This is a genomic window from Halorhabdus sp. CBA1104, assembly GCF_009690625.1.
Lineage (GTDB): Archaea > Halobacteriota > Halobacteria > Halobacteriales > Haloarculaceae > Halorhabdus.
Genome location: NZ_CP033878.1, coordinates 1,692,314 through 1,708,149, shown reverse-complemented (window position 1 = coordinate 1,708,149; position 15,836 = coordinate 1,692,314). Strand labels below are relative to the sequence as shown.

At 61.7% G+C, this 15,836-nt stretch carries 15 protein-coding genes and 2 pseudogenes; 11 read left to right on the top strand and 6 right to left on the bottom strand.

Annotated elements, in window-relative coordinates; genetic code table 11:
- The first annotated feature begins 97 nt into the window (after positions 1 to 97).
- Entirely contained in the window at positions 98 to 871 is a 774-nt protein-coding gene (locus Hrd1104_RS08665) for a CPBP family intramembrane glutamic endopeptidase (protein ID WP_154552384.1), read from the top strand.
- 137 nt (positions 872 to 1,008) lie between these two features.
- Positions 1,009 to 1,197 carry a hypothetical protein gene (locus Hrd1104_RS08660; RefSeq protein ID WP_154552383.1) on the top strand — a complete coding sequence of 63 codons (189 nt, stop codon included), beginning with the start codon at positions 1,009 to 1,011 and terminating at the stop codon, positions 1,195 to 1,197.
- Here the strand turns inward: Hrd1104_RS08660 and Hrd1104_RS08655 are convergent.
- Positions 1,194 to 1,658, bottom strand: a complete 465-nt coding sequence (locus Hrd1104_RS08655; protein ID WP_154552382.1) for an NOB1 family endonuclease — start codon at positions 1,656 to 1,658, stop codon at positions 1,194 to 1,196. The two genes, Hrd1104_RS08660 and Hrd1104_RS08655, sit on opposite strands and share 4 nt — an antisense overlap.
- Positions 1,659 to 1,898: a PRC-barrel domain-containing protein gene (locus tag Hrd1104_RS08650; RefSeq protein WP_154552381.1), complete on the bottom strand. Its 240-nt coding sequence runs from the start codon at positions 1,896 to 1,898 to the stop codon at positions 1,659 to 1,661.
- Positions 1,899 to 2,021: 123 nt separating this feature from the next.
- Between Hrd1104_RS08650 and infB the strand changes: the two genes are divergently transcribed.
- Positions 2,022 to 3,842 carry a translation initiation factor IF-2 gene (gene infB, locus Hrd1104_RS08645; protein WP_154552380.1) on the top strand — a complete coding sequence of 607 codons (1,821 nt, stop codon included), beginning with the start codon at positions 2,022 to 2,024 and terminating at the stop codon, positions 3,840 to 3,842.
- Between the two features lie 35 nt (positions 3,843 to 3,877).
- On the opposite strand, the gene Hrd1104_RS08640 is transcribed toward infB, so the two are convergent.
- Entirely contained in the window at positions 3,878 to 4,288 is a 411-nt protein-coding gene (locus Hrd1104_RS08640) for a winged helix-turn-helix domain-containing protein (protein ID WP_154552379.1), read from the bottom strand.
- Between the two features lie 99 nt (positions 4,289 to 4,387).
- Here Hrd1104_RS08640 and Hrd1104_RS08635 point away from each other — a divergent pair.
- Positions 4,388 to 5,008 (top strand): annotated as a pseudogene (locus tag Hrd1104_RS08635) (hypothetical protein).
- A gap of 98 nt (positions 5,009 to 5,106) precedes the next feature.
- On the opposite strand, the gene Hrd1104_RS08630 reads toward Hrd1104_RS08635, so the two are convergent.
- Positions 5,107 to 5,463, bottom strand: coding sequence for a DUF5811 family protein (locus Hrd1104_RS08630; protein ID WP_154553224.1), 357 nt, complete (start codon positions 5,461 to 5,463; stop codon positions 5,107 to 5,109).
- A 96-nt stretch (positions 5,464 to 5,559) separates the two neighbouring features.
- Positions 5,560 to 6,033: a pyruvoyl-dependent arginine decarboxylase gene (locus Hrd1104_RS08625; protein ID WP_154552378.1), complete on the bottom strand. Its 474-nt coding sequence runs from the start codon at positions 6,031 to 6,033 to the stop codon at positions 5,560 to 5,562.
- Between the two features lie 368 nt (positions 6,034 to 6,401).
- Between Hrd1104_RS08625 and Hrd1104_RS08620 the strand changes: the two genes are divergently transcribed.
- From Hrd1104_RS08620 to Hrd1104_RS08595, 6 genes are all read left to right on the top strand, one after another.
- Positions 6,402 to 7,271, top strand: coding sequence for a 4Fe-4S dicluster domain-containing protein (locus Hrd1104_RS08620; RefSeq protein WP_229770443.1), 870 nt, complete (start codon positions 6,402 to 6,404; stop codon positions 7,269 to 7,271).
- Positions 7,261 to 8,121: an FAD/NAD(P)-binding protein gene (locus tag Hrd1104_RS08615; protein WP_154552377.1), complete on the top strand. Its 861-nt coding sequence runs from the start codon at positions 7,261 to 7,263 to the stop codon at positions 8,119 to 8,121. Before Hrd1104_RS08620 ends, Hrd1104_RS08615 begins: the two co-directional genes overlap by 11 nt.
- Positions 8,118 to 8,921 (top strand): NADH:ubiquinone oxidoreductase, encoded by an 804-nt coding sequence (locus Hrd1104_RS08610; RefSeq protein ID WP_154552376.1) that lies wholly within the window; start codon positions 8,118 to 8,120, stop codon positions 8,919 to 8,921. Before Hrd1104_RS08615 ends, Hrd1104_RS08610 begins: the two co-directional genes overlap by 4 nt.
- Positions 8,918 to 10,240: a Ni/Fe hydrogenase subunit alpha gene (locus Hrd1104_RS08605; RefSeq protein ID WP_154552375.1), complete on the top strand. Its 1,323-nt coding sequence runs from the start codon at positions 8,918 to 8,920 to the stop codon at positions 10,238 to 10,240. The genes Hrd1104_RS08610 and Hrd1104_RS08605 overlap by 4 nt, the downstream gene beginning before the upstream one ends.
- Entirely contained in the window at positions 10,230 to 10,682 is a 453-nt protein-coding gene (locus Hrd1104_RS08600) for a hydrogenase maturation protease (protein ID WP_195837562.1), read from the top strand. Before Hrd1104_RS08605 ends, Hrd1104_RS08600 begins: the two co-directional genes overlap by 11 nt.
- A 128-nt stretch (positions 10,683 to 10,810) precedes the next feature.
- On the top strand, positions 10,811 to 11,956 hold the full coding sequence (locus Hrd1104_RS08595) for a CBS domain-containing protein (protein WP_154552373.1): 1,146 nt from the start codon (positions 10,811 to 10,813) through the stop codon (positions 11,954 to 11,956).
- A 234-nt stretch (positions 11,957 to 12,190) separates the two neighbouring features.
- On the opposite strand, the pseudogene Hrd1104_RS08590 reads toward Hrd1104_RS08595, so the two are convergent.
- Positions 12,191 to 14,418: pseudogene (locus Hrd1104_RS08590) on the bottom strand (CDC48 family AAA ATPase).
- Between the two features lie 118 nt (positions 14,419 to 14,536).
- Here Hrd1104_RS08590 and larC point away from each other — a divergent pair.
- The gene (gene larC, locus Hrd1104_RS08585; protein ID WP_154552372.1) at positions 14,537 to 15,832 is read left to right on the top strand and encodes a nickel pincer cofactor biosynthesis protein LarC; all 1,296 of its coding nucleotides are present in this window, start codon (positions 14,537 to 14,539) and stop codon (positions 15,830 to 15,832) included.
- Positions 15,833 to 15,836: the final 4 nt, after the last annotated feature.

The following is a 15,836-nucleotide window of genomic DNA, read 5'->3' as shown; positions in this document are numbered from 1 at the left end:
CATCGAATAAACGCCCCGATTCCGGACACCCGTTCGAGTCCCGGCCGCTACCGCAGGGAACGCAGCCCCTTTGACGCTGCCGGCCCTCAATGCGTTCATGGTCGCGATCGACGAGACCGATCGGCAGCGTCTGTCGCTTGTCCTTCGAGCCGGATTCTGGGCCCTGATCGGGCTGTTTGGCAGCCAGCTGCTGGCACTCCTGTTTGCCTCACCGCTGTTGCTCGTGATCGACCCAGTGACGCCTACACACGAGTACGCCGCGATAACGATCGGGAGTGGTATCGGATTTGTCGTGCTGGCCGGGATCTATCTGTGGCGTCACGACCTCGATCTGTCGTTCCTTGACGTTTCGCTCCCGAGCCCGCGCGATCTCGGGTACAGCCTGCTCGGATTCTTCGTTCTCCTGGGCGGGCTGATGGTCATTAATCTCGTCATTCAATCGCTCGATATCTCGACGGCCGACCACAGCGTCATCCAGACTGTCAGTGAGAACAACAGTCCCGAGATTTTCTTGATGCTCGTCCCACTTTCGTTTCTGGTGATCGCGCCAGCCGAAGAGATCTTTTACCGGAATATCGTCCAGAAGTCACTGTATCCCCGTTTTACCCGGCTGCACGCTGTGCTCATCGCCAGCGCCATTTTCGCGTTGGTCCACGTTCCGGCGTATCTCACCAGCGGGCTCGCGCCGCTGGTGACGACACTGCCGATTCTGTTCGTCTTAGCCCTCGTGTTGGGGGAAAGTTACCGGCGGACCCACAATCTCGTGGTCCCGATTCTCGTTCACGGGGCGTTCAACGCGTTCCAGTTTCTGGGCCAATACCTCGTCTACACGAGCGATATTTCGACGACTGGACTCGTCTCTCTCCCGTGATGCCGAGTGGTAGCTCTCGTCTGGACCGTGGTCGTCACCCAGCCTCTGTCACTGACTCGCCTGGTCGTGTGCCGACTCTCCGTCGTCCGACGGAAGTCTGACGAGGATTTATACTGTGCTAACGACTACCACGACGTATGCCGACTCGGTTCTCAGTTGTGTTGGACGACGCGCGGGCGCGTGAAGTCGAAGCGTTGGCCCGAGAAAACGAGTTGACTGAGGAGGCCGTCCTCCGGCAGTTACTCGGTCTCGGCCTCGAGGCGGTCGCGGTCGGAGAAGAGCCAGACGGCTCGCGGCCGGCCGAGAGCGACGAGACGAGCGTCTAGGCGCTTGAGGGGTTCTTCCGTGAGAGGGGGCTGCCACAGATCGGACAGCGCTCGTGTTGCTCGTCGAACTCCCGGCCACAGCCCTGACACTGGAAGTGCCACTCGCGTTGTTCCTCGATGCCGTCCCGGGCGATCACCTCGACACCGATCTCCAACTTCTCGGCGACGTTTTGCATCGCGTAGTCGTCGGTGACCAGTTGCCCGTCGAGTTCGAACGCAGCTGCGACGAGCCTGGTGTCCGTCCTGGATAGCTCTTCGAGGTCGCCGGTCTCGTCGGCAGCCCGTTGGATCTGCTCGACAGTCTCCTCGTCGGGGATGTGTAAGTGCATCCCTGATCCTTCGAGGGCGTCGAAGCGATAGGCGCTCTCGTCTTCGAGTTCCTCGCGGACGAGCGGGATCGTCGCGACTCGCTCGTCGGTGTGATACTCGTTGATAAAGGCAGACGCGTCGAGAACGTTCATTTAACGCTGGATAATCATACGGTCTTTGACGGCCTGTACGCGACCGACGGGGACGTGTAACCGGCCCGCGTCGTCCATATCGAAGCTCGTGTCGCCGAGACTCTCGTCGGGCTCGATGACGAGATCGACGAGCCGTCCCGACTCGATGTCCATCGTGATGTTGTACAGCATGCCAAGTTCCGCTCCGTCGGACCCCATGACGGCCTTCCCGGAGAGGTTCTCGGCGAGTATTTCTGCCATACCGCCGTGTACCCGGTCCTGTTACATAAACGCCACGGGGCCGTCTGACGCCCGCAACAGGACGATGCACTTAACTACCGCGCACGGCTCCCAGGTACTAACGATCCGTTTCTGGTGGTACTCATGTCCGACTCAGATCCCGACGCCGAGACGACCCCTGCTGAAGACGTCCAATCGCTTCGAACCCCCATCGTCGCCGTGTTGGGCCACGTCGACCACGGCAAGACGACGCTGCTGGACACGATTCGTGGCTCGGCCGTCACCGAAGGTGAAGCTGGCGCGATCACCCAGCACATCGGTTCGACCGCTGTCCCACTCGACGTAATCGGCAAGATGGCCGGTGATCTCGTCGATCCAGCCGATTTCGACCTCCCCGGCCTTCTTTTCATCGATACGCCGGGCCATCACTCCTTTTCGACGCTCCGGTCTCGTGGTGGCGCACTCGCCGATATCGCAATCGTCGTCGTCGACGTGACCGACGGCTTCCAGCCACAGACCGAAGAGGCCCTGGATATTCTCAAACGGACCCAGACGCCGTTCGTCGTCGCCGCCAACAAGGTCGACACGATCCCGGGCTGGAATCCCAACGACGAGCAGCCGATTCAAGTGACCAAAGAGCACCAGGCCGATCGCGTCCAGTCCGACCTAGACGAGCGCCTGTACGAACTTATCGGCCAGTTGAGCGACGAGGGCTTCTCTGCGGACTTCTACTGGCGGGTCCAGAACTTCCAGAACAACATCGGCGTCGTTCCGCTGTCGGCACTGACTGGCGAAGGCGTCCCGGACCTGCTGACCGTATTGATGGGCCTCTCCCAGCGCTATCTCAAAGAAGAGATGGCCATCGATGTCGCGGGGTCGGGTGCCGGCACCGTGCTCGAAGTGACCGACGAACGCGGGTTCGGGACGACTGTCGATGCCGTCATCTACGACGGCACCGTCAGCGCCGACGATCAGATCGTCGTCGGCGGGCTGGAGGAACCGATCGTTACCGACGTCCGGGCGCTCCTCCAGCCACGCCCACTGGCCGAAATTCGCACCGAAAAAGAGTTCGAGAAGGTCGATTCGGTCGCGGCAGCCGCCGGGGTGAAAATCGCCGCGCCCGATCTGGACGACGCGATGGCTGGCGCCCCGATCCGTGTCGTGCGTGATCGGCCCGTCGAGGAAGTTATCGCCGAGGTCGAGGCCGAACTCGCGGAGATCGAAGTGTCGACCGAGGAGGAAGGCGTCGTCGTCAAGGCCGATACGCTCGGCAGTCTAGAAGCCATCTCCGGGACGCTCGAAGAGGAGGAAATTCCGATCATGCGCGCGGACGTCGGCGATGTCGCGCCCCGTGACGTTCGCGTCGCCGAGACGGCCGGCGAGCCGATCAACCGGGCGATACTGGCCTTTGGGACCGACATCTTAGAGGACGCCCGGACGCTGGCCGAACAAGAGGATGTCCAGATTTTCCAGCACGACGTCATCTACCAGCTGGTAGAGGACTACCAGGATCACGTCGCAGCCATCGAGGAGTCCCAACAGGAGCAGATCTTGGACAACATCACCCGGCCGGCGCGGTTTCACATCCTCGATGACCATACGTTCCGCCAATCTGACCCCGCGGTCGTCGGCGTCGAAGTGCTTTCGGGGACCGTCGTCCGCAACAGCAACGTCGTTCGCTTCGACGGCGCTGAACCGGAGCGCGTCGGCCAGTTGAAGGGCATCCAGGACGAGGGCGAGGACGTCGATCAGTCCCGAGCGGGCGAGCGCGTCGCCGTCTCGATCGACGGCCCGACGGTCGGCCGGGACATCGAGGAGGGTGACGAACTCTGGATCGAACTGCCCGAAAAACACGCCAAGATCTTAGAACAGGAGCTGACCGAGGAGATCACCGCCGACGAGCGTGAAGCGCTGTCGATGTATCTGGACAAGCGACGGAACAAGGATCCGTTCTGGGGGAAGTAGGTGTTTCGACCGGCGTTTCCGGACGACCGGAACGATTAGCGGCTCGAACTGTCGTACATCGCGTCGAACTCCCCTTCGCCGCGGATTAACGACTCAACGCCGTCAGTGAGCGTTACCTCGCCGAAGACGGTCGCCCGGTAGTACGTGTACAGTCCGTCCTGGCCTCGTTCGGTACGCTGTCGTTTCTCGACGAGGCCGACGTCGAGGAGTTCGTTGAGGTGGTAATGGAGCGTACTGTCGTCGACATCGAGCGCCGATTCGAGTTCTTTTGGGCTCATCTCGCCGCCGTGAACGAGCCGATAGAGGATCTCGTAGCGCGTGCGGTGGCCGACGGTGGCGTGCATGTCGAGGTACTCCTCGAGCGTGAGGACGCTGTCCTCGGGCAGCAGGTCCCCCGGATCGTCCGGGACATCACTGCCGGCCGTCCGCGTCTGATCCGTTGCCATTGTAACTCGTACTACGACCGGGAGACGCTTAGTCGTTGTCGAGCCAGCATCTCTCAAAAATACTGTTCTTTAAATATTTGCCCGCGAACAAAGGCAGTCATGACTGCAAAGATCACGCGCGAACTGCTCACCGATCGACTCGGGGACGTAACGTACGATCGCTTTCTCTTCTACCTGATGGGGCCGTACAAGTAGTTCAACCTCAATTACGTCCTCAGCGAGGAAGAACGGCGGGACATTGACATCGACGACCTTCCTGGTCCTTTGCGCCGCCTCTTTCGTAACAAGGACGACATCGACGAAGCCCAGGCACTTCTCCGACGCGTGCAAGGGAAACTCCGGGCGGATCCGGGCGTGAATGCGTTTCTCGCCATCGACGCAGACATCGATACCGAGGACGTGGATGCGGTGACACAGAGTATCGAATATACCCGGCGTAGCAATGCGACGGTGTTCGTGGTTCCGTTCCTTGGCCACAATTTCGGTGTCGGCGAAGAAGCTGGGAGCGTCCTTGAGAACGTCGCCGAAACGCACGGCGAGCGAGTGATCTTCGTTCACGAGGACGACGTGACGAGTGCGATGATCCGGTCGGCGTCGGTCCGGTGGGATCTACGAGTTGCGACCTACGAGAGCGAGGACGAACTCGTGGCCATGCTTCGGCGATTCGTGGGGGAGATCATGCATCGTGAGCGGCGAGGAGATCTTCCTCGGCTGGATTAAGGGGCGGCAAGCGCGAGGCGCTGTCGATGTATCTGGACAAGCGGCGGAACAAGGTCCCCTTCTGGGGCAAGTAACGAAACCGTTGTTCGCAGAAGTTCTTATTGTGCGGGTGCTGCGCTCGCGTCGCCCATCGCCTGTTTGACCTGCAGGGCGGCACTGGCCGCGAGCCCGCGGGCGAGCTCCGAACACTCTTCGTCGTCGATCCGTAGATCCGTCTCGGATTCGGGCCGATAGCCAGCACTGACGGGCGAGCCGACCGGCGGCTGGACGGCGACCATCGCTTCTGGCCCCTCGGAACTGGTCGTCAGCTCCGCGCCGACGGCGTACTCGCCGGGCAAGAGGTCGCGGGTCTTGGCGGCGACGCGCGAGAGGTCACTTCGGATCGCGCGCCGGTCTTCCGGCGACAGCTCGACTACAGTCCCGGACGTGCCCGAGAACGACGTATTTCCATACATGAACTGTTGGTGATCGTAGGCCACTGGAACGTATAAACCCGCCGGCTGCGGCCAATCCTCTCTGTTGGCTGTCACGCACTGCCGGCAGTGAGTCGCTCAGACGAGCGCGTGGCTCTGCCCGTACACGGCGAGGACAATCGCAGTCGCGTATTCTTCCTCGGTCGCGTCTGTCGTTTCGATGACGAGATTCTCCTCGCCAAACGACCACTCTCGGAGGCCGCGACCGGCTTCGAGGCCCGCGTGGACGTCGTTTCGGACGGTCTCCTCGTCGGCCCCCGAGACTTCATAGAAGATGCCTGGACCCTCGGGTTCACGCGTCCAGCCGATCGCCGCTGCGACCTCCTCGTCGCTGTCGGTCGTTGCCTCGGCCTCGACGACGGGTAGTCCTTGGCCGGGCGGGCCGAGATTCGGCACGTCGACTCCGGCCTCGATGGTCGCGTTCGCCGGAATCACTGACGAGAGCGTAATCAGATTGTAATTGTGGACGCCGGCTTCGGCCAAGGCGGCGTCGTAGGCGGCCGTCGGCGTCGGGCCGGTGCCCGTGCCGCTGACGATCCGAATCGTTCCCATTTCCCGAAAATCCGCCGAGGGAACGCTAAAGTCCTTCGTTCGGGCTCCAGGCCGTTGTCCCGAATGACTCCTATCGAAAATTATAATTAACGATTCTCATAAACTGGGAATACACTGGCATTCTTAGGCCCCCAGTCGACCTCTGTTTGACCGAGAGACCGAATACACCGGTCGAACGGAGACGAGGCCATGAAAATCATCGACCGATCGGACTTTGAAACGTTAATAGACGAAACAATTTCGGCTGGGCAGCGAGAGGTGGTCGGCGTACAGGACGACGGGAACAAATATATTTTCGACGAGCTTCGATCGGCGGCGGATCTCGATTTCGAGTACGACGTGACGATGCTCTCCCCAAAAAGTACCTCATGCCACAGCGTGAGACGATTCTCGAATATCGCGAGACCGAGGAAAATTTCGAGATGCGTGCCAAGGCCGAGCCGGAGGGCAAAGTCATCGTCGGCATTCATCCGTACGATCTTTTCGCAATCGAACAACTCGACAAAATCTTCATCGACACACTCCGTGACGAGCCATACCGGCAAAAACGGGAGAATTCCCTGCTCATCGGGGTGAACATGCAGGACGCAAGCGAGACGGCTTTCGCCGCCAGCATGGGGACGGCCACGACCGACACGGGGTACGATCTCATGCTGACCGACCTGGGGGATCGATTCGCCGTCAACATCGGGACGCTAGAAGGCAAAGAGTTCCTCAATTCGGCAGACGTCAGAAAGGCCTCCGCCGCGGAGATCCAAGAAGTAGAACGAATCGAAGACGAAGTGGTCCCCGACCTCTTCGAGAAGGAACTCGAATTTTCGCCGGCATTGTTACCGACGATTTTAGAAGAAAACTACGATAACATGGACTTTTGGGAGGACTACTCCGAGAACTGTTTGTCCTGTGGCACCTGCAACATGGTCTGTCCGACGTGTTACTGCTTCAGCGTGGATATGAGCCGCGATCTCGGCGAAAACAGCGGTCGCGAGACTCGACGGTGGGACGGCTGCCTGCTTGAAGACTTCGCGTCGGTCGCTGGAGACGAGAATTTCCGGGAGGAGGTCGCCCAGCGCCACCGCCATCGGTTCATGCGGAAAGGGTGGTACATTTACGAACGATACGGCGACATCGCCTGTATCGGCTGTGGGCGCTGCACCTCGGGGTGTGTCGCCGACGTTGCCGATCCATGTGACGTCTATAATAAACTTCATCAGGAGGAACAGGCCCATGCACAGTAGTACGACGGGCAAATTCGACATCGGCGAAAACGAATATGAGCCGGTCAATGGGCTCATCACCAGGGCCAAGTCCTTCACCGGCGACGACAAACTCTACGAGATTCAGCTCCCGGACGGCGAAGAACTCGGCCATCAGCCAGGGCAGTTCGTCCAGCTACTGGTTCCGGGTGTCGGCGAAGCGCCGTTCTCTATCACGTCCTCGCCGACGAAACCAGGGCCGTTCGAGCTAACTGTCCGGTCTGTCGGCAACGTGACGAAGGCGATACACAACTTGGAACCAGGCGACACGGTTGGCGTTCGTGGCCCTTACGGGACTGGCTTCGATCCCGCGGTGCTCGAAAGGGAGGACATCCTGTTCATTGCCGGCGGCATCGGTCTGGCACCACTGCGGTCGATCATCAACTACACGCTTGACGAACGCGAGCGGTTTGGGGAACTGACGACAGTTTATGGCTGCAAAGAGCCAGCAGAGCAGCTATACCCGGACGAAATCGAGGAATGGGCCGACGGTGACGAGATGGAGTACCTGGAGACAGTCGATCAGTGTCCAGAGGACCAAGAGTGGGACGGTCAGACGGGAGTTATCACGACGATCATCCCGGAGGTCGACATCGACGTCGAGACGACGAACGTGCTGGTTTGTGGCCCGCCGGTGATGTACCAGTTCGTGCTCCAGGAACTGGATGACATGGGCGTCCCGGACGAGCACATCTACCTCTCGCTGGAACGCAACATGCACTGTGGTCGCGGTCTCTGTGGGCACTGCCAGATCAACGAACTGTACGTCTGTACGGACGGCCCGGTATTCCACTATCCAGAGGTTCGCGACAAAGAGGAGGCTGAAGTATGAGTGAGAAACCAACGGCCGCCTTTTTCGACTTCGCCGGGTGCGAGGGCGATCAACTCGAAATTGTCAACCTCGAGGAGCGCCTGCTCGACCTCGTCGAGGTCGTCGAGGTGGTCAGCTTCCGGGAGGCGATGTCCGAACACAGCGAGGACTACGACATCGCGTTCGTCGAGGGCTCGATCACGACACCCCACGACGTCGAACGGCTCGAAGCAGTGCGCTCGAACGCCAACATCGTCATTTCGATCGGATCCTGTTCGGCGTTTGGCGGCATCAACTCGATTCGGAACGAACAGGACTTCCAGACGGTCAAAGAGCGGGCCTACGGCGCGGACGCGGCGATGTTCGACGACCCGGACGCCGAATTGTTCGACTCCTTCGAGCAAGCCCAGCCCGCCAAGGCGTTCGTCGACGTCGAATACGAGATCCCTGGCTGTCCAATCGACAGCGAGGAGTTCATCCAGACGCTCACCGCCATCCTGCAGGGTGGCGATCCGTCGTTGGCGAACCACCCCGTCTGCGTCGACTGCAAACTCGCGGAGAACACTTGCGCGTTCGACCGGGGTGAAATCTGTCTCGGCCCGATCACGCGTGGCGGCGGCTGCGATGCGACCTGCGTCTCCCAGGGCACCCGCTGTTGGGGCTGTCGAGGGATGGTCGACAATCCAGCCGAAAACGCCTACAGCGAGGTGCTTCAGGAGTACGGAGTGACCACCGACGAACTGGTCAACGAGTTCACGCTCTACTGGAGCTGGCAGCGTGAACACGGGCCCCAGGCCAAAGCGCAGGGGATAGAACAATGAGTGAAAACATCAACATCGAGGGTGACCTCCTCACGCGCGTCGAAGGGCACGGTGAACTCGTCGTCAACGCTGTTGACGGCCAGCTCGAAGAGTGCGAATGGCAAGTGGTCGAATCGCCTCGGTTTTTCGAGTCGATGGTCGTTGGCCGGAGCTGGGACGAGATTCACCATATCGTCTCCCGGATCTGTGGCATCTGTTCGGTCACGCACACGATGGCCGGACTGAAAGCCGTCGAGGACGCTATGGACGTGGAACTGTCCGAGCAAGACGTCATGCTCCGGAAACTCGCACTGGCCGGGGAGACGCTCCAGAGCCACGTCCTACACCTGGGCTATCTCGCCTTGCCTGACCTCGTCGGCCAGAAATCCGTCGTGCCGATGGCCCAGACCCACGAGGAGGAAGTCAAGACGGTCGTCCGGCTGCACAAACTCGGCAACGAGTTGATCGAGACCGTCGCCGGGCGGTCGACGCACGCCCAGCGAACGATCCCCGGCGGCTTCTCGCAGATTCCCAGCGAGGCTGAACTCCAGGACCGCCGGACCTCGTTGGAAGGGTCCTGGAGCGACGTCGAGACGGTCGTAGATCTCGTCCTGTCGCTCGCGGACGAATTCCCCGATTTCACTCGCGAGACGGAATACATCTCGCTGGCTGATTCCGACGAGTACGCCCTTTACGATGGCGTGCCGTATTCTTCGGACACGGGCGAACTCGACCTCGCCGAATACAGGGATATCGTCAACGAACACGTCGTCGAACAGTCGACGGCGAAGTTCACCAAGCACAATCGTGAGTCGTACATGGTCGGGGCGCTGGCTCGGTTCAACAACAACTACGACCAGCTCTCTCCGAAGGCCAAAGACATCGCCGAGGCGTTCGGTCTCGAGTCAGTCTGTCACAACCCTTATCTGAACAACGTGGCCCAGCTCGTCGAGACAGCCCATCTCATCGAGCATTCGATCGAGTTGATCGACTCGTTACTCGAATCCGGGCTCGACGAGCAATCCGATTACCACAAACCCGACGTCGACGTGACGGCGGGGCAAGGTGTCGGTGCGATCGAAGCGCCGCGTGGCATCCTCTTCCATGACTACACCCTCGACGAGGAGGGCACAGCCGTCGAGGGCAACTGCGTGATCCCCACCAACCAGAATCACGCCAACATCCAGCAGGACATGGAGGAACTGGTCCCGGCGATCATCGACCAGCCTGACACCCAGATCGAGCACACCCTAGAAATGCTGGTCCGGGCCTACGACCCTTGTATCTCCTGTTCGACCCACTATCTGGATGTCGAATTCGTCGGGAGCGATGGCGAGTGAGCGCGCGGTCGTCGGACTGGGCAACCCCTACCGTCGTGACGACGGCGTCGGTCCCGCGTTGATCGACAGATTGGCCGCGCAGGACCTCCCGTCGACGGACCTGCTCGATCTCGGTGACGCCGGATTCGAACTGGTGCACGTCCTCACGGACTACGAGGCTGTCGTGATCGTCGACGCCGTCCGCTTCGGTGGTGATCCCGGCGAGTATATCGTCTTCGATCCTGACGAGACCACGACGCTCGGTGAAAACGGCGCGACGCATGACGCCGACCCGGAAGCGTTTCTCGATATCGCCGACAGGATCGGGGACGCGCCCGCGTCGGTCCGTCTTTTCGGCATCCAGCCAGCGACGACCGAGTTCGGCGAGCGATTCAGCCCCGCTGTTTCCGGCGCCCTTCCGGCGGCGACCGCTGCCCTCCTTCGAGTTCTCCGTCGTCTGTAAGCTGGCCTCTAGCAACCACGCCGTCTTGCCGGTCGTTGTTTCGGAGATACGCCAGTCGCTCGACTGGTGTGAGCCTCCGCAGTCGAACCAAGTTTGATAATCCTTGCCATCCAAGTGCAAACGTGACGATGGATATTGCTGATATCGCTACCCGCGATTACATCGAGGTTGACGCGGACGAACGACTGGGTAAGATCCGATCGATCTTCGAACGCAAGAACCCCAAGGGGGTAATCGTTCTCGATGACGAGGGCTACGCCGGCGTCATCACGCAGAAGCAACTGGTCCAATCTCACGTCGAGGACCGTGCGAAGGCGACGGCGCTGATGCAACACGCACCGAAAGTCGAGCGAACGGCCGACGTCAGAGAGACGGCTCGTGTCCTCGTCGAGAGCGGGACCAAGATCGCGCCCGTTTTCGAGGCGAACAAGCTCTGGGGCGTCATCACTGATGACGATATCCTCCGGGCCGTCCTCGACAACCTCGACGCACTCACCGTCGAGGACATCTACACGACTGATGTGGTCACGGCCACCGAGGACACGCAGATCGGCCAGGCGATCAACCATCTGCGGGAACACGGTATCTCTAGGCTCCCGGTTCTTGACGACGATGACGGCAGCTTGACGGGCATGGTGACTCGCCACGACATCGTCGACGTGGTCGTCCGAGATATGGATAAGGCGACGACCGGCGAGCGTGCCGGCGACGTCGACCGCATTCTCGATCTCCCGATCTACGATGTCATGTCCAGTCCCGTCGCGACCACGACCGTCGATGAGAGCGTCGAATCGGCTGTTCGGCGCATGCTCGAAAACGACTACGCTGGCCTCGTGGTCACGCCCGAGCGCGACGACTCCCTGGTCGCTGGGATCGTCACCAAGACCGACGTCCTCCGCGCGCTGACCTTCACCGAGCAAGAGCACATGGACGTCCAGATCACGAACATCAAGCTGCTTGATACGATCTCCCGGCAAGACATCCGCGTCGGTATCGAAGAGGTCGCCGACAAATACCAGGCGATGCAGGTCCAGCACGCCCACGTTCGCTTCCAAGAGCACAAGGAGAAACTCCGGGGTACCCCGCTGATCAGCTGTCAGATTCGCCTCCGGACGAACAAAGGCCAGGTTGCCGGCACCGGCGAAGGCTACGGCGCCAAGACGGGCTTTAACGTCGCCCTCGATAAACTCCAGCGCAACGTCCTCGAACGCAAAGGCGTCGAGAGCGACGAAGAGTACCGCGGCCAGCTACTCCGGAAGCTCGGCGAGCTGTAAGGCTCTCGCCTCGGACTCGACCGCACAGAGTGGGGTCGAGCCTTTTGATCACTGGGAGAGTGACCTCTCCCGAGCCCCCACTCGCTTTACCCGCGTGGGCCATGCTTTTGTGCACGTGGTGAGCGCCGCGTTTCCACTCGAGCGGAGTGTCACTCGACGAGGGCGGCCTTCGTCGCGCCTTCTGGGGTAGGAGACGAACGAAGCGATCCTATCTGCACTCGAAAACGGTCGGGTCTACTGGAAGCCGATCCGGTCGGTGCCACGGCGACGCTCGGGCTCGGGACCGCCGCCTTTGAACTCTTCTTCCATCTGCTGGAAGTACTCTCGAATGTCGTCGTCGACGGTCGGGCGGACGTCTTCGAGGGCAGCCCGGAAGTGACTCATGCCGATCTCCTCGGCGTCTTCGTTCTCTCGGAGGGCGTGGATCGCGGCCTCGCGGCCGATCGATTCGAGGTCGCTGCCGACGTATCCCTCGGTGATCTCGGCGAGTTCGCGCAGGGAGACGTCCGGTGAGAGCGGCGAGTCGTCAGTGTGGATCTTGAGGATTTCCTCGCGACCCTCGACGTCTGGCTCGCCGATGTACACCAGCCGATCGAACCGGCCCGAGCGAATGAGGGCGGGGTCGATCATGTCCGGACGGTTGGTCGCGCCAATGACCATGACTTCTTCCATGTCTTCGAGACCGTCCATCTCGGTCAGCAACTGGTTGACGACGCGTTCGGAGACGTTCGAACCCGAGCCCTGCCCGCCACGACCAGGGGCCAGAGAGTCGAGTTCGTCGAAGAACACGACCGTCGGGGCGACCTGCTTTGCCTTCCGGAACGTCTGGCGGATGGCTTTCTCGCTCTCGCCGACCCACTTGCTGAGCAATTGGGGGCCCCGAACGCTGATGAAGTTGGCGTCAGTCTCGTTGGCGACGGCCTTGGCCATCAGGGTCTTGCCCGTCCGGGTGGCCCGTACAGCAGGACGCCGCTGGGTGGGGAGACGCCCATGCGCGTGAACTTCTCCGGACTTGACATGGGCCACTCGACGGACTCTTGGACCTCGTTTTTGGCCGTCTCCAGGCCGCCAACGTGGTCCCAGGAGACCTTCGGCAACTCGACGAGGACTTCCCGCATCGCCGAGGGTGAGACCTCGTTGAGCGCACCTTTGAAGTCGTCGCGCTTGATGATCATCCGGTCGATGAGACTCGGCGGGATGTCCTCTTCGTCTAAGTCGATCTCGGGGAGGTACCGCCGCAGGGCCTTCATCGCCGCTTCTTTCGTCAGGGACTCGATGTCCGCACCGACGAAGCCGTGGGTGTCCTCGGCCATCCGGCCCAGGTTCACGTCGTCGCTCAGGGGCATCCCGCGGGTGTGGATCTGAAGGATCTCCTCGCGGCCGGTCTCGTCGGGGACGCCGATCTCGATTTCGCGGTCGAATCGACCTGGCCGACGCAACGCGGGGTCGACCGAATCGACGCGGTTGGTCGCGGCGATGACGACGACCTGGCCCCGTGATTCCAGGCCGTCCATCATCGTCAGCAGTTGGGCGACAACCCGGCGCTCGACCTCGCCGGTGACGTCTTCGCGTTTGGGTGCGATCGAGTCGAGTTCGTCGATGAAGATGATCGAGGGGGCATCCTCGGTGGCGTCCTCGAAGATCTCACGCAACTGCTGTTCGGACTCGCCGTAGTACTTCGAGATGATCTCCGGGCCGGCAATAGAGAAGAAGTTCGCGGAGGTCTCGTTGGCGACGGCTTTCGCCAGCAGCGTCTTGCCCGTCCCGGGCGGCCCATGCAGGAGAACGCCCGAGGGCGGTTCGATCCCCAGCTTCTTGAAGATCTGGGGGTGTTTCATCGGCAACTCGACCATCTCGCGGACGCGCTGGATCTCGTTTTCCAGGCCGCCGATGTCCTCGTAGGTGATGCCCCCGCCGGTCTTCTCGTAGCCCGAGATGGGTTCCTCGCGCAACTCGACGTCGGTGTCCTCGGTGATGAGGACGACGCCCTCGGGTTCGGTCTCGACGGCGATCAGCGGGATCGCCTGCCCTGGCGAGCGCATGAAGGGGTGGTTCGTCGAGGACATCACGGGAACGATATCGCGCTCGACGACGGGCCGCTTCAGGATCTGGCGTTTGACCATGCCAGCTGCATCGGAGCCAAACTGGACGCTTGCCTCCTCGGGCGGGGCCAACACGAGCGAGTCGGCCTTCTCGGCTTCAGCTTTGCGGATCTCGACGCGCTCGCCGATCCCCACGTCGGCGTTTTGGCGCGTGAACCCGTCGATGCGGACGGTGTCGGTGTTCCAGTCCTGCCGGTCGGCCCGCCAGACCTTCGCGGCGGTCTGCTCTGCACCCTCGATCTCGATGATGTCGCCGGGAGAGAGCTTGAGGTGAAGCAGGGTATCGGGGTCGAGGCGCGCGATTCCCCGGCCCGAGTCGTTCGGGTAGGCCTTCGCGACCTCAAGTTGAACTTCGTTCATAGGCGTGGAGTGTGTCACACTCGGGCATCCCGGGAGATATGTTTTTTGCTACCGGGGGGTTGGGTTCGTGAGTCCCGACACCCGCGGACTTTTCTTCGCCGACGGCCGTCTTCGGGGTATGTACACACTCGCGTTCGACGGCTCGATGGGGGCAAGCGGCGACATGCTCCTGGCCGCGTTGCTCGATGCCGGGGCCGATCCCGCCGTCCTCACACCGGTCGAGGAAGCCCTGGATGTCGAATACACCATCGACCGGACGACGACCGGCGGGATCGACGCGACGACGGTCGATGTCCGGTACGTGGCCGACGCCGACAGCCACCCTTCCGGGTCTGGAGACGAGCACTCTCACAGCCAGGACGACCAGCCACACGAGTCCGACGATGCTCACGCCCACGATCACGCTGGCGACAGTGCGGAAGGGCACGGCCCGACGCGGACCTATCCGGAAGTCGTGGCGATCGTTGAGGCGATGGAGCTCCCCGATACTGTCCAGAACCGGGCGCTCGCTATCTTCGAGCGCCTGGGCGAGGCAGAGGCAGCCGTTCACGGGACCGATCTCGACGCGACGCACTTCCACGAAGTCGGGGCCGACGACGCCATCGCCGATGTGGTTGGGGCGGTGCTGTTGCTCGATGACCTCGCTCTCGATCGGACCGTCACCACGCCGCTCTCGACCGGTAGCGGCGAGGTCGAGATGGCCCACGGTACCGCGAGCGTTCCCGCGCCAGCCGTCGTCCAGATCGCCGCCGACGCCGACTATGCGATCCAGGGCGGGCCACTCGAGCGGGAACTCCTGACGCCGACCGGGGCGGCCATTCTCGCCGAGATCGCCGAGGGCGCCGAGTCGTTGCCCACGATGGACGTGACGACATCCGGATACGGCGCGGGCGATCACGATACCGGCGATCGGGCTAATGCACTCCGGGCTGTCGTTGGCGAGACGGATGGAGACCTCCGTCGCGAGGCGATCACCGTCTTGGAGACGAACGTCGACGACGCGACGCCGGAAGTACTGGGCAGCCTCCAGGAGACGCTCACAGCGGTCGGTGCTCGGGATGTCTCGATCTTGCCGGCGACGATGAAGAAAGCCCGGCCGGGCCACCTCATCAAAGTGATCACAAAGCCCGCGGACGCCGACCGGGTGGCGCGAAAACTCGCCGAAGAGACCGGAACACTCGGCGTGCGCGAGCACGGTGCCGGCCACCGCTGGGTCGCCGATCGCGAGACACGCACGGTCGAAATCGAAATCGCTGGCGACACCTACGCCATCGACGTCAAAGTCGCCAGCGACCGCGAGGGAACGTGGCTCGACGCGAGTGCCGAATACGAGGATGCCTTGTCCGTCGCCCAGGAGACTGGCCGGCCGGTCAGGGAGATTATCGATCGAGCCGAGCGTTCCCTCCGGGAGTGACTGC

What these genes read in the sequence shown, in the direction of transcription:
- Hrd1104_RS08655 (WP_154552382.1), bottom strand. Translation starts at nt 1,658, where the DNA reads ATGAACGTTCTCGACGCGTCTGCCTTTATCAACGAGTATCACACCGAC.
- larC (WP_154552372.1), top strand. Translation starts at nt 14,537, where the DNA reads ATGTACACACTCGCGTTCGACGGCTCGATGGGGGCAAGCGGCGACATG.
- Hrd1104_RS08625 (WP_154552378.1), bottom strand. Translation starts at nt 6,033, where the DNA reads ATGGGAACGATTCGGATCGTCAGCGGCACGGGCACCGGCCCGACGCCG.
- Hrd1104_RS08615 (WP_154552377.1), top strand. Translation starts at nt 7,261, where the DNA reads ATGCACAGTAGTACGACGGGCAAATTCGACATCGGCGAAAACGAATAT.
- Hrd1104_RS08660 (WP_154552383.1), top strand. Translation starts at nt 1,009, where the DNA reads ATGCCGACTCGGTTCTCAGTTGTGTTGGACGACGCGCGGGCGCGTGAA.
- Hrd1104_RS08630 (WP_154553224.1), bottom strand. Translation starts at nt 5,463, where the DNA reads ATGTATGGAAATACGTCGTTCTCGGGCACGTCCGGGACTGTAGTCGAG.
- Hrd1104_RS08620 (WP_229770443.1), top strand. Translation starts at nt 6,402, where the DNA reads ATGCCACAGCGTGAGACGATTCTCGAATATCGCGAGACCGAGGAAAAT.
- Hrd1104_RS08595 (WP_154552373.1), top strand. Translation starts at nt 10,811, where the DNA reads ATGGATATTGCTGATATCGCTACCCGCGATTACATCGAGGTTGACGCG.
- infB (WP_154552380.1), top strand. Translation starts at nt 2,022, where the DNA reads ATGTCCGACTCAGATCCCGACGCCGAGACGACCCCTGCTGAAGACGTC.
- Hrd1104_RS08650 (WP_154552381.1), bottom strand. Translation starts at nt 1,898, where the DNA reads ATGGCAGAAATACTCGCCGAGAACCTCTCCGGGAAGGCCGTCATGGGG.
- Hrd1104_RS08605 (WP_154552375.1), top strand. Translation starts at nt 8,918, where the DNA reads ATGAGTGAAAACATCAACATCGAGGGTGACCTCCTCACGCGCGTCGAA.
- Hrd1104_RS08640 (WP_154552379.1), bottom strand. Translation starts at nt 4,288, where the DNA reads ATGGCAACGGATCAGACGCGGACGGCCGGCAGTGATGTCCCGGACGAT.
- Hrd1104_RS08665 (WP_154552384.1), top strand. Translation starts at nt 98, where the DNA reads ATGGTCGCGATCGACGAGACCGATCGGCAGCGTCTGTCGCTTGTCCTT.
- Hrd1104_RS08600 (WP_195837562.1), top strand. Translation starts at nt 10,230, where the DNA reads ATGGCGAGTGAGCGCGCGGTCGTCGGACTGGGCAACCCCTACCGTCGT.
- Hrd1104_RS08610 (WP_154552376.1), top strand. Translation starts at nt 8,118, where the DNA reads ATGAGTGAGAAACCAACGGCCGCCTTTTTCGACTTCGCCGGGTGCGAG.